The 11,979-nt window shown below is 56.1% G+C and carries 15 protein-coding genes; 11 read left to right on the top strand and 4 right to left on the bottom strand.

Annotated elements, in window-relative coordinates:
* Window positions 1-3: 3 nt before the first annotated feature.
* Entirely contained in the window at window positions 4-984 is a 981-nt protein-coding gene (locus tag ABLU87_RS19000) for a type IV pilus twitching motility protein PilT (RefSeq protein ID WP_025105940.1), read from the bottom strand.
* A gap of 16 nt (window positions 985-1,000) precedes the next feature.
* Between ABLU87_RS19000 and ABLU87_RS18995 the strand changes: the two genes are divergently transcribed.
* The 8 genes from ABLU87_RS18995 (at window position 1,001) to ABLU87_RS18960 (ending at window position 7,453) form a co-directional block, all read left to right on the top strand.
* Window positions 1,001-1,705: a YggS family pyridoxal phosphate-dependent enzyme gene (locus ABLU87_RS18995; RefSeq protein ID WP_046877685.1), complete on the top strand. Its 705-nt coding sequence runs from the start codon at window positions 1,001-1,003 to the stop codon at window positions 1,703-1,705.
* A 17-nt stretch (window positions 1,706-1,722) separates the two neighbouring features.
* Window positions 1,723-2,289 carry a YggT family protein gene (locus tag ABLU87_RS18990; protein WP_004105714.1) on the top strand — a complete coding sequence of 189 codons (567 nt, stop codon included), beginning with the start codon at window positions 1,723-1,725 and terminating at the stop codon, window positions 2,287-2,289.
* A complete protein-coding gene (gene yggU / locus ABLU87_RS18985; protein WP_004854155.1) occupies window positions 2,286-2,576 on the top strand; it encodes a DUF167 family protein YggU in 291 nt (96 codons plus the stop codon). The genes ABLU87_RS18990 and yggU overlap by 4 nt, the downstream gene beginning before the upstream one ends.
* Before the next feature lie 12 nt (window positions 2,577-2,588).
* Window positions 2,589-3,182 carry an XTP/dITP diphosphatase gene (locus tag ABLU87_RS18980; RefSeq protein ID WP_004854157.1) on the top strand — a complete coding sequence of 198 codons (594 nt, stop codon included), beginning with the start codon at window positions 2,589-2,591 and terminating at the stop codon, window positions 3,180-3,182.
* Window positions 3,175-4,311: a radical SAM family heme chaperone HemW gene (gene hemW / locus ABLU87_RS18975; protein ID WP_122117407.1), complete on the top strand. Its 1,137-nt coding sequence runs from the start codon at window positions 3,175-3,177 to the stop codon at window positions 4,309-4,311. Before ABLU87_RS18980 ends, hemW begins: the two co-directional genes overlap by 8 nt.
* Window positions 4,312-4,615: 304 nt before the next feature.
* Window positions 4,616-5,602: a TRAP transporter substrate-binding protein gene (locus ABLU87_RS18970; RefSeq protein WP_014839537.1), complete on the top strand. Its 987-nt coding sequence runs from the start codon at window positions 4,616-4,618 to the stop codon at window positions 5,600-5,602.
* Window positions 5,603-5,648: 46 nt separating this feature from the next.
* Complete coding sequence (locus tag ABLU87_RS18965; RefSeq protein WP_014226842.1) at window positions 5,649-6,152, top strand: TRAP transporter small permease; 504 nt, start codon at window positions 5,649-5,651, stop codon at window positions 6,150-6,152.
* Window positions 6,152-7,453, top strand: a complete 1,302-nt coding sequence (locus ABLU87_RS18960; protein ID WP_004105725.1) for a TRAP transporter large permease subunit — start codon at window positions 6,152-6,154, stop codon at window positions 7,451-7,453. The genes ABLU87_RS18965 and ABLU87_RS18960 overlap by 1 nt, the downstream gene beginning before the upstream one ends.
* 48 nt (window positions 7,454-7,501) lie before the next feature.
* On the opposite strand, the gene ABLU87_RS18955 is transcribed toward ABLU87_RS18960, so the two are convergent.
* Genes ABLU87_RS18955 through trmB form a run of 3 tightly spaced genes read right to left on the bottom strand, consistent with a single transcriptional unit; the run spans window position 7,502 to window position 9,317 of the window.
* Window positions 7,502-8,221, bottom strand: a complete 720-nt coding sequence (locus tag ABLU87_RS18955; protein ID WP_009651812.1) for a DUF2884 domain-containing protein — start codon at window positions 8,219-8,221, stop codon at window positions 7,502-7,504.
* 50 nt (window positions 8,222-8,271) lie between these two features.
* The gene (locus ABLU87_RS18950; protein ID WP_004854168.1) at window positions 8,272-8,598 is read right to left on the bottom strand and encodes a YggL family protein; all 327 of its coding nucleotides are present in this window, start codon (window positions 8,596-8,598) and stop codon (window positions 8,272-8,274) included.
* A complete protein-coding gene (gene trmB / locus ABLU87_RS18945) occupies window positions 8,598-9,317 on the bottom strand; it encodes a tRNA (guanosine(46)-N7)-methyltransferase TrmB (RefSeq protein ID WP_004854170.1) in 720 nt (239 codons plus the stop codon). Before trmB ends, ABLU87_RS18950 begins: the two co-directional genes overlap by 1 nt.
* 136 nt (window positions 9,318-9,453) lie before the next feature.
* On the opposite strand from trmB, the gene mutY reads away from it, so the two are divergent.
* The 3 genes from mutY to mltC are packed head-to-tail and all read left to right on the top strand — an operon-like array spanning window position 9,454 to window position 11,948.
* Complete coding sequence (gene mutY / locus ABLU87_RS18940) at window positions 9,454-10,512, top strand: A/G-specific adenine glycosylase (RefSeq protein WP_009651815.1); 1,059 nt, start codon at window positions 9,454-9,456, stop codon at window positions 10,510-10,512.
* Between the two features lie 27 nt (window positions 10,513-10,539).
* Window positions 10,540-10,815 (top strand): oxidative damage protection protein, encoded by a 276-nt coding sequence (locus tag ABLU87_RS18935; RefSeq protein WP_004854175.1) that lies wholly within the window; start codon window positions 10,540-10,542, stop codon window positions 10,813-10,815.
* Between the two features lie 50 nt (window positions 10,816-10,865).
* Window positions 10,866-11,948, top strand: coding sequence for a membrane-bound lytic murein transglycosylase MltC (mltC, locus tag ABLU87_RS18930; RefSeq protein WP_014226844.1), 1,083 nt, complete (start codon window positions 10,866-10,868; stop codon window positions 11,946-11,948).
* Window positions 11,949-11,979 lie beyond the last annotated feature (31 nt).

The raw sequence follows: 11,979 nt of genomic DNA, 5'->3' as shown, positions 1-11,979 counted from the left end.
CAGCTATAAAAGACCCGCAGCCGTACGTTGCTGAAAGCTTTGCGTAAAAGTTTGCATCCCGAATTGCTGCCCGGTTTGCATCACGCCGGGCAGCTGATGCGTTTTCCCCTCGCGGATCAAATTCGCCACCGCCGGGGTATTAACCAAAAGCTCGTATAGCGCAACTCTTCCGCCAGCAGTATCCGGAAACAATTTTTGTGCCAGCACCGCGCATAAACTTCCCGCCAGCTGGCTACGAACCTGCTCTTTCTCATGGGCAGGAAAAACATCCACCAGCCTTTCAACCGCCTGTGCCGCGCCGCGCGTATGCAGCGTCGCCATAACCAGATGTCCGGTCTCCGCCGCGGTCAGTGCCAGGCGGATCGTTTCGCTGTCACGCAGTTCCCCTAGCAGAATGACATCCGGGTCCTGACGCAGCGCAGCGCGCAGGGCCGCGGCAAATGAGGGGCAGTGGCGACCTATTTCCCGCTGCTGGATCAGGCAGCGCTCGCTGCGGTGAATAAACTCAACCGGATCTTCCAGCGTCAGGATATGGCCATTGAGGCGCTGATTAAGATAGCCCACCATCGCCGCCAGGGTGGTGGATTTCCCGCTACCGGTGGCGCCCGTGACCAGGATAAGCCCGCTCTCCTCATTGAGCAGCTCCGTTAAGGCGGCCGGCGCGCCGAGATCCGCCAGCTGCGGACAGGTTTCCGCCAGCAGACGCAGGGCCAGCGACAGACCGCGGTTGTGGACAAATGCGCTGGCGCGCAGGCGCGGTCCGCCGGCCGGAGCCAGCGCGAAATCGACCTGTCCGCAGGCCTGCCACTGGGCGAGCTGCTCGGCGTTGAGCCAATCAGCGAGTATCTTGCCAATATCCGGAGAGGTAAACGGCGCGGGCTCAAGCTTGCCCTGGCGACGCCAGCGCGGTGTTGAAGCATTGCACAGGTGTAGATCGGAGACGTTATGCTTTACACTAAGGGCCACTATTTCTTCCAGTTCCATAACTCATCCTCGGTATATGAACGATATTGCGCATAACCTGGCACAGGTCCGGGACAAAATCTCAGCCGCTGCCGCACGCTGCGGCCGTGCTCCAGAAGAAGTTACATTGCTTGCAGTCAGTAAAACGAAACCTGCGGGCGCTATCGAAGAAGCCATGGCCGCAGGCCAGGTCGCGTTTGGCGAAAATTATGTTCAGGAAGGGGTGGAGAAAATCCGCTACTTTCAGGAAAAGGGCGCAACCGGGCTACAGTGGCACTTTATAGGGCCGCTGCAGTCCAATAAAAGCCGTCTGGTGGCCGAGCATTTTGACTGGTGCCATACCGTCGATCGCCTGAAGATCGCCATGCGCCTTAGCGAACAGCGACCTGCGCAAATGACGCCGCTTAACGTACTGATTCAAATAAATATTAGCGATGAGCAGAGCAAGTCGGGCATTCCCGTTGACGAGCTGGACGCGCTGGCGGCAGAGATCGCGAAACTGCCGAATCTGCAGCTGCGCGGTTTAATGGCCATTCCCGCGCCAGAGTCAGAATATGTAAGGCAGTTTGCCGTCGCCCAACAAATGGCGGTAGCATTTGCGCGGCTAAAAACGCACTACCCTACCGTCGATACGTTGTCGCTGGGAATGTCGGATGATATGGAAGCCGCCATCGCGGCGGGAAGCACTATGGTGCGCATCGGAACCGCAATTTTCGGCGCGCGCGACTACAGCAAAAAATAAGGAATCTGAGGAACGCCATGAAGACGTTGACTTTCCTGCTCTCAACGGTCATTGAGCTTTACACAATGGTCGTGTTGTTACGCGTCTGGATGCAGTGGGCGCGCTGCGACTTTTATAACCCGTTTTCGCAGTTCGTGGTCAAGGCTACGCAGCCTGTCGTTGGGCCGCTGCGCCGTATTATCCCGGCGATGGGGCCGCTCGACAGCGCCTCCCTGCTGGTCGCCTTTATTCTCTGCGTCGTGAAAGCTATCGTGCTGTTTATGGTCGTCACCTTCCAGCCGATTATCTGGATCTCCGCGCTGCTGATCCTCATTAAAACCGTCGGCTCGCTGATATTCTGGGTTCTCCTGCTCATGGCAATCATGAGCTGGGTAAGCCAGGGACGCAGCCCGGTGGAATATGTCCTGATGCAGTTGGCCGATCCGCTGCTGCGTCCGATCCGCAGACTGCTGCCATCGATGGGCGGCATTGATTTCTCGCCGATGGTGCTGGTTCTGCTGCTGTACGTGATCAACATGGGTATCGCCGAACTGTTGCAGGCTACCGGCAACGTTCTGCTTCCGGGGCTGTGGATGGCGCTATGAGTGCCGTCGAAGCCTGCGCTGATGGGTTGGTCTTACGGCTGTATATTCAGCCTAAGGCCAGCCGCGACAGCATCGTTGGTTTACATGGCGACGAGCTTAAAGTCGCCATTACCGCGCCTCCCGTTGACGGCCAGGCCAACGCCCATCTGGTAAAATTCCTCGCCAAACAGTTTCGCGTAGCGAAAAGCCAGGTGCTTATTGAGAAAGGCGAACTGGGCCGCCACAAACAGATAAAAATCATTCATCCGCAGCAGATCCCCGATGGGGTCGCCGCCCTGAAAGAATAAACAGGATCTCATATGCAAAAAGTTGTTCTCGCCACCGGCAACCCCGGGAAAGTGCGCGAGCTGGCCTCGCTGCTGGCAGATTTTGGCCTCGATATCGTGGCGCAAACCGAACTGGGCGTGGATTCCGCAGAGGAAACCGGCCTGACCTTTATCGAAAACGCCATTCTGAAAGCGCGTCATGCCGCGCAGATTACCGGCCTCCCGGCCATCGCCGATGACTCAGGTCTGGCCGTTGATGCGTTAGGCGGCGCGCCCGGCATCTATTCCGCCCGCTATTCCGGCGAAGACGCGACCGACCAGCGCAATCTGGAAAAGCTGCTCGACGCGCTGCGCGACGTGCCTGACGATCGGCGCCAGGCGCAATTCCACTGCGTGCTGGTCTATCTGCGCCATGCGGAAGATCCCACCCCGCTGGTTTGCCACGGCAGCTGGCCGGGCATCATCGCTCGCGAAGCCGCAGGCAGCGGCGGCTTTGGTTACGACCCGATATTCTTTGTTCCGACGGAAGGTAAAACCGCAGCGGAGCTGAGCCGTGAAGAAAAGAGCGCCATTTCCCACCGCGGACGCGCGCTCAAACTGTTACTGGAAGCCTTACGTAATGGCTAATTTGCCGCCCCTGAGCCTCTATATTCACATCCCGTGGTGCGTGCAAAAATGCCCGTACTGCGATTTCAACTCGCATGCGTTGAAGGGCGAGGTACCGCACGACGACTACGTTCAGCATCTGCTGAACGATCTGCGGGCCGACGCCCACTATGCGCAGGGACGTGAAATCGGGACTATTTTCATCGGCGGCGGTACGCCGAGCCTGCTCTCAGGCCCGGCGATGCAAACCCTGCTCGACGGCGTGCGGGAAGCTCTTCCCCTGGCGGGCAACGCGGAAATCACGATGGAAGCCAACCCCGGCACCGTAGAAGCGGACCGTTTTGTCGAGTATCAGCGCGCAGGTATTAATCGCATCTCCATCGGCGTACAGAGCTTTAGCGAACAGAAGCTCCAGCGTCTCGGGCGCATCCACGGGCCGCAGGAAGCCAAACGCGCGGCAAACCTGGCAAGCGGTCTGGGACTGCGCAGCTTTAACCTCGATTTAATGCACGGTCTGCCGGATCAGTCTCTGGAAGAGGCGCTGGACGACCTGCGTCAGGCGATTGCGCTCAATCCGCCGCATCTCTCCTGGTATCAGCTGACCATTGAGCCAAACACCCTGTTTGGCTCGCGTCCGCCGACCCTGCCGGACGACGACGCGCTGTGGGATATTTATGAACAGGGGCACGGCCTGCTCAGCGCGGCGGGCTATCAACAATATGAAACCTCCGCCTACGCTAAGCCGGGATATCAGTGCCAGCATAACCTGAACTACTGGCGCTTTGGCGACTACCTGGGCATTGGCTGCGGCGCGCACGGCAAAGTGACCTTCCCGGACGGGCGCATTCTGCGGACGGCGAAAACCCGCCACCCGCGCGGCTATATGGAAGGCCGTTATCTGGAGCGCCAGCATGATGTGGAAGATGCGGATAAGCCGTTCGAGTTCTTTATGAACCGTTTCCGCCTGCTGGAAGCGGCGCCGCGAGATGAATTTAGCCGCTACACCGGGCTTGATGAGCGTACAATCCGTCCGCAAATCGATGCCGCCATTGCTGAGGGCTATCTGACGGAAGATGAGCGCTGCTGGCAGATTACCGAGCACGGTAAGCTCTTTTTGAACTCCCTTCTCGAATTATTCCTCAGCGAATAAACCTCGCTATGCTTATCCCGTTATAAAAATAACGGGATAATTAATTATTCGTTTTTTCCGAAATATCAATATCGCTATTTCCGAATCATCTCAATTCAACATTTCCAATAAAAATAAATTCACATTCATTTATTAAAAATAAATATAACCTACCGCACAAAAATACGTATTTGATCGCCTGATTGCGAAAAAGTGTGAGTCAGACAGCTTAAAGATGTACGACAACAAGGATAATATGTCATACAGAAACAAGGAATACCCTTTAAGATATTGACCAATTACCCTAAGTGCATGGAGCCGACTCATGAAAAAACTCTCTTTTTCTCGTTCTCTGGCGTGTGTATCTCTGCTTGCCCTGCTCGCTTCCGGCGCCAGCGCAGCTGAAAAAGTCACGTTAAAACTGGCACATAACCTCGAACGTAGCCACGTTGTCCATCAGGCCTTTGAGGCGATGTCCAAAGAGGTTAACCAACTTTCCAACGGTGATATGAAGATTCGTATATATCCCAGTAGCCAGATGGGCAGCGCGCGCGAAACGATGGAGCTATTACAAAACGGCGCGCTGGATATGACCAAAGGTTCCGCCAGCGATCTGGAATCATTCGATAACGTCTACGCGATATATAATTTACCGTTCCTGTTTAAAGATCAGAATCACTTCAATAAAGTCGTCTTTGGTGACGTGGGCAAGGAAATTATGGAGTCCACGAAAGATAAAGGATTCTTTGCGCTTTCCGCCTATGTTGCCGGGACCCGCAGTTTTTACGCCAAAAAGCCCATCACTAAACCGGAAGATTTAAAAGGATTGAAGATCCGCGTCCAGGCCAGCCCGACAACCTTAAAAATGGTCGAATTAATGGGCGGTTCGCCAACCCCTATTTCCTTTGGTGAAGTTTATACCGCCATGCAGCAGGGCGTGGTGGACGGCGCGGAGAACAACGTGCCTTCCTGGGTGCAAACGCGCCATATCGAAATCGCGAAAGTGTTCTCAGAAGATGAACATGCGTCCATCCCGGATTTCCTCGTTATTTCCAGTAAAACCTGGGACAAATTGACGCCGGATCAGCAGCAAATCCTGATCAAGGCGGCGAAAGCTTCCGAAGCGTATCAGCAAAAACTGTGGGACAAGATCGATGCCGACACCCGCGCGCAGGCCAAAGCCATGGGCGGCGAAATTATCAAAGTGGATAAAGCGCCGTTCCGCGCCGCCGTGCAGCCGCTGTTTGATGAGTTCAAAAAAGATCCGAAGCAGGCCGCCCTGCTGGCCAAATTTGAAGCTGCCGCCGAATAACACTTAGCGGGCCAGCCGCTGGCCCGCTTTCATCGGGAAAACAATGATGATACTTAACCGCATAAAGCTGGCGGTGGACCGCACGATCGCCGCATTCTCCGTCGCCGTTATGATTGCGCTGGTTGTTTGCGTCGTCTGGCAGGTGTTCAGCCGCTACGTACTCAACCAGCCCAGCACCCTGACCGACGAGCTGGCGCGCTTTTTGATGATCTGGGTCGGGCTACTGGGTGCGGCATATACCGTCGGCGCCCAGCGTCATCTGGCTATCGACTTACTGGCGATGACGCTCCCTCCCCGCAGGCAGGCGCTGCTCAGCGTCATCATTAATCTGCTGATCTTTATTTTTGCCGGATCGGTGATTGTGACCGGCGGCGTGAAGCTGATTGAAAAAACGCTGTCGACCTCCCAGGTCTCAGCGGCAATGCAGATCCCCATGGGCTACGTCTATCTGATCCTGCCGTTAACCGGCCTCATTATGATGTTTTACGCAGTATGTTTTGTCAGCAATGGGCTAAAAAACATGAAGCACGCTGAAGCGGGGGCAAATTGATGGACAGCTATATCGCACTGATGCTATTTGGCTCTTTCTTTATTCTGGTTTTTATTGGCGTACCTATCTCCTTCTCCATCGGCATCGCCACCGTCGGTTCAATGCTGCTGATGTTCCCGTGGGATATCGCGGTGATTACGGTTTCTCAGCGCCTGGCGAACGGCCTCGATAACTTCGCCCTGCTGGCGATTCCATTCTTTATCTTTGCCGGTACGCTGATGAACAGCGGCGGGATTGCCATACGCTTAATCAATCTGGCTCAGGTGATGGTCGGACGCGTACCGGGCTCTCTGGGCCACGTCAACGTGCTGGCAAACATGATGTTCGGCTCGATTTCAGGCTCGGCGGTCGCCGCCGCCGCCGCGGTAGGGGGCACGCTGAACCCCATTCAGACGCAGAAAGGCTACGATCCGGCTTTCTCCACGGCGGTGAACGTCTCGTCGTGCATCACGGGCCTGCTTATTCCGCCGTCAAACGTGCTGATCGTCTTTTCCCTGACGGCGGGCGGCGTGTCGGTCGCGTCGCTGTTTATGGCCGGCTATCTGCCGGGCATTCTGATGGGCCTGGCTATTATGGTGGTCTGTGCCGTCATTGCTAAACGTCGCGGCTATCCGGTTTCTGAACGCCCCACCTGCGCCCAGGCGGCAAAAGCGTTTTTCGACGCCCTGCCCAGCCTGCTGCTGGTGATTATTGTGATGGGCGGGATCCTCGGCGGCATTTTTACCGCTACCGAAGCGTCGGCTATCGCCGTGGTCTACACCTTTATCCTGTCGGTGCTCATTTATCGGGAAGTGAAATGGCGCGATCTGCCGAAGCTGATCCTTGAATCGGTGGTGATGACCTCTATCGTGCTGCTGCTGATCGGCTTTTCCGTCGGCATGTCGTGGGCGATGACCAACGCCGACATTCCCTACATGATAAGCGATGCGCTAATGGGGGTGTCAGAAAACCCGGTGGTGATACTGCTGCTGATTAATATCGTGCTGTTAATCGTTGGGATCTTTATGGACATGACCCCGGCGGTGCTGATTTTCACGCCGATATTCCTGCCCATCGCGCAGGATTTAGGGATGGACCCGGTGCATTTCGGCATCATGATGGTCGCCAACCTGTGCATCGGTCTGCTGACGCCGCCGGTAGGCAGCGCGCTGTTCGTTGGCTGCTCCATTTCCGGCGTTAAAATTCAGCAGCTCATCAAACCGCTGCTACCGTTCTACGCCGCCCTGCTGATCGCGCTGATGATGATTGTCTATATCCCGCAGATCTCGCTGTTTATTCCGCAGCTGCTGGGGCTGATGTGATCGACTGACCATAATCGCTACCTGCGGGCGCAGGTAGCGAAATAAAACTTACTTTAACGACCCCACCAGCGCTTTGCGGCTCTCCTCAAGGGAGACCACGCGGCTGCAGACATCCTTACCAAACTGCTGGAAATCGGCTTCCTGGTTTTTCCATTCATCCTGAATGGCCGTTTGCAGGCCGCCAAGGCTGCCGAGGATCCCCTGCAGCGGGTTACCGCCGCCTTTAAGAACCGCCTTCGCCCCCATCTCGTTGATGCTATCCTGCAGAATGCCGCCCATCGCCTGATTTACCAGCTGCTGGCCGTCGGCGCGCACCTGATCGATGGCTTTATAGTGGAAGGTCAGGCCATCGTTACGATGTTCAATTATGCGGCTCATTTGCGCTTTCAGCTGCGCATCAAGCTTGGTCAGGCGGCTATGCATGCTGCTGCTGGCCCCCACCTGTTCGGTAATAATTTTATCCAGCGCGGCGCGGCCTTTTTCTACCCGCGTGCGGGCGCCTTCATCAATCCACGGCAGGCTGCTGCGCAGGCCAGCCTGATAGTCCTGAGCCTGCTCGCGCTGAGCGGCGTTCAGGGAATACGCTTTACCGTTAAAGGTCAGGTTGCCGTCCGGCTTAATCACCAGATCGCCGTTTTCGCCTTTTACCTGCACCTGCTGCGGGCTGAGGATGACATCGTCACGCGGCGTGACGCTACACTGGTAGTCCGCATGCGCGGACAAAGCGGTGACGGAAAGCGCCAATGCCAACAGCGTTTTGCGCATCATTTAACTCCCTTCAGACAAAACGGGCCGGCAGTTGCCGACCCTTGTCAAACTTAGTCCCACCAGATATCAAAAAGTTCGCTGGTGCGTACATCGGCAAGCCCGCGGTCTTCCAGCCATTTACGTACGATGGCCTGGTGTTCCTCGGTGCATTTGCCGATTTCCTGCAGGCAGATCAGGCCTTCCCAGGAAAGATAACCGCTGCCGTCAAAGGCCAGCTTATTAGGCTCAATCACTTCATCAATCAGATCGTTAACGGTCTGGTCGATCTGCTCTTCGCTGGTTCCATCCGCGAAACGCCACGCGACGGAAAAACCCACTTCCTGAAACTCGTCGATATGCATTTTTTTACGCAGACGACGGCTACGATTCGTTGCCATTATTTCACCCTCTCGAACATTAAGTCCCATACGCCGTGGCCAAGACGATGGCCACGCTGTTCAAATTTGGTTACCGGGCGCGATTCCGGGCGCGGCACATAGTCGTTGCTTTCAGACCGGTTACGATACCCTTCAAGCGAGGACATCACTTCCAACATATGCTCGGCATATTGCTCCCAGTCGGTCGCCATATGGAAGACGCCGCCCAGCTTCAGTTTACTTTTCACCAGTTCGGCAAAAGGCGGCTGAACGATACGGCGCTTATTATGACGCGCTTTGTGCCACGGGTCAGGGAAAAACAGCTGCACCATGCTCAGAGAGTTATCCGGAATCATCGTATGCAGCACTTCCACCGCATCGTGGCACATGACGCGCAGGTTCTGCACCCCCTCTTCTTCGGCGGACGCCAGGCAGGCGCCGACGCCCGGCGAGTGCACTTCAATGCCGAGGAAATTCTGCTGCGGCTTCTCTTTCGCCATCGCCACCAGCGAAGCGCCCATACCGAAACCGATCTCCAGCGTGACCGGCGCCTCACGGCCAAACAGCGCGGCGAAATCGAGCGGCGCATCGTTAAATTCAACGCCCATCACCGGCCAAATATTGTCCAGCGCGTGCTGCTGACCTTTGGTCAGGCGGCCCTGACGACGGACGAAGCTGCGAATACGGCGCAGCGGACGGCCGTTTTCATCGAATTCCGGAGATATGACGTCGTTTTTCATAAAAGTTAAGTCTGCTTGTGAGAGTGTTCGGAAAACGGGCATTATCCAAAGTTACCCGGCGGATGCAAGGGTTTACAGCCTCTCGCCCTTGTGCTGCAATCTGCCACCTTATAATCGCTATCCCGGAGCCGTAGCTTTGACTTTTCCCGCCGCGCAATTTTCAGCCCAGGTGCTGGACTGGTACGACAAATACGGGCGTAAAACCCTGCCCTGGCAAATCGGCAAGACGCCCTACAAAGTATGGCTCTCCGAGGTGATGTTGCAACAAACACAAGTGGCGACAGTCATCCCCTATTTTGAACGCTTTATGGCGCGTTTCCCAACGATTACCGACCTGGCGAACGCGCCCCTCGATGAAGTCCTGCATCTGTGGACCGGCCTGGGCTATTACGCCCGCGCGCGCAATTTACATAAAGCGGCGCAGCAGGTGGCCACCCTGCACGACGGCAAATTCCCGCAGACCTTCGATGAAGTCGCCGCGCTGCCGGGCGTGGGCCGCTCTACCGCCGGCGCGATTTTATCCCTTTCTCTCGGTCAGCATTATCCGATTCTCGACGGTAACGTGAAGCGCGTGCTCGCGCGCTGCTATGCTGTCAGCGGTTGGCCGGGGAAAAAAGAGGTTGAGAAACGCCTGTGGGAGATCGCCGAGGACGTCACGCCGGCCAAAGGCGTCGAGCGTTTTAACCAGGCCATGATGGACCTCGGGGCGATGGTGTGTACCCGCTCTAAGCCAAAATGCGAGCTCTGTCCGCTGAATAACGGCTGCGTGGCCTACGCAAATCATTCATGGGCTCAATACCCAGGCAAAAAACCGAAACAGACGATCCCCGAGCGTACCGGCTATTTCCTGCTGATGCAGCACGGCGACGAGGTGTTCCTCTCCCAGCGCCCGCCGGTGGGCTTATGGGGCGGTTTGTTCTGCTTCCCGCAGTTTGAGGATGAAGATGCGCTGCGGGCGTGGCTGGCCCAGCGTCAGATTAAGACCGATAATCTGACGCAATTAACCGCGTTCCGCCACACTTTCAGCCATTTCCATCTGGATATTGTGCCGATGTGGCTTACAGTGCACTCATCCGGCGCATGCATGGATGAAGGGGGCGCACTCTGGTATAACTTAGCGCAGCCGCCGTCCGTCGGTCTGGCGGCTCCCGTGGAGCGCTTGTTGCAACAGTTAAAAGCCGGAGCACCGGTTTAGCTTTCTGGCGATTAAAGAGGATTAAGAATGAGCAGAACGATTTTTTGTACTTTCCTGCAGCGTGAAGCCGAGGGCCAGGATTTTCAGCTGTACCCGGGCGAGCTGGGCAAACGCATCTATAACGAAATCTCCAAAGAAGCCTGGGCCCAGTGGCAGCATAAGCAGACGATGCTGATCAACGAGAAAAAACTCAGCATGATGAACCCGGAGCATCGCAAACTGCTGGAGCAGGAGATGGTTCAGTTCCTGTTTGAAGGTAAAGACGTGCACATCGAAGGCTACACGCCGCCAGAAAAACAGTAAGGGCCTGACGGCCCTTTACAACAATAAACACAACACGCACTCCCGGAATGATGAAAAAATACTTAGCGCTAGCGCTGATTGCGCCTTTGCTCGTTTCGTGTTCCAGCTCAACCAAAAAAGGCGCCGAGTACAACGAGGCGTGGGTAAAGGACACCAACGGCTTTGACATTCTGATGGGCCAGTTCGCCCATAACATCGAGAATATTTGGGGTTATAACGAAGTTCTGCTCGCCGGGCCGAAGGACTACGTCAAATACACCGACCAGTATCAGACCCGTAGCCATATCAACTTTGATGCGGGGACGATTACCGTCGAAACCATCGCCGGCACCGACCCGGCCGGGCGCCTGCGCCAGGCGATTATTAAAACCCTGCTGATGGGCGACGACCCGAACTCCATCGACCTCTATTCCGACGTCGATGATATTCAGATTTCAAAAGAGCCGTTCCTGTACGGTCAGGTGGTGGATAACACCGGCGAGTCGATTCGCTGGGAGTGGCGCGCCTCGCGCTTCGCCGACTATCTGCTGCAAACGCGCCTGAAAAGCCGCAGCAACGGCCCGCGCATGATCTACAGCATCACCATCAACCTGGTGCCGAACCACCTCGACAAACGCGCGCATAAATACATTGGCATGGTCCGTCAGGCATCGCGCAAATACGGCGTTGATGAATCGCTGATCCTGGCAATTATGCAAACCGAATCTTCCTTTAACCCCTATGCGGTCAGCCACGCCGACGCGCTGGGGCTGATGCAGGTGGTGCAGCACAGCGCCGGGAAGGACGTATTCCGTTCGCAGGGCAAATCAGGCCTGCCGAGCCGCAGCTATCTGTTCGATCCGGTCAATAACATCGACACCGGCACCGCCTATCTGGCGATGCTGAACAACGTCTATTTGTCCGGCATCACCAACCCGACCTCGCGTCGCTATGCGGTCATCACCGCCTATAACGGCGGCGCGGGCAGCGTACTGCGGGTCTTCTCCAGCGATAAGGTTCAGGCGGCGAATATCATCAACAACATGACGCCGGGAGATGTTTATCAGACCATCACCAGCCGTCACCCCTCCGCCGAGTCGCGTCGTTATCTGTATAAGGTTAACTCGGCGCAGAAAGGCTACCGCCGCAGGTAATCTCCCTCCAGCGCCCTTGTTTCCTCAAGGG

The sequence above is a fragment of the Klebsiella sp. CB_Kp196 genome (assembly GCF_040061575.1).
GTDB lineage: Bacteria > Pseudomonadota > Gammaproteobacteria > Enterobacterales > Enterobacteriaceae > Klebsiella > Klebsiella michiganensis.
This window is presented reverse-complemented; position numbering and strand designations above follow the sequence as displayed.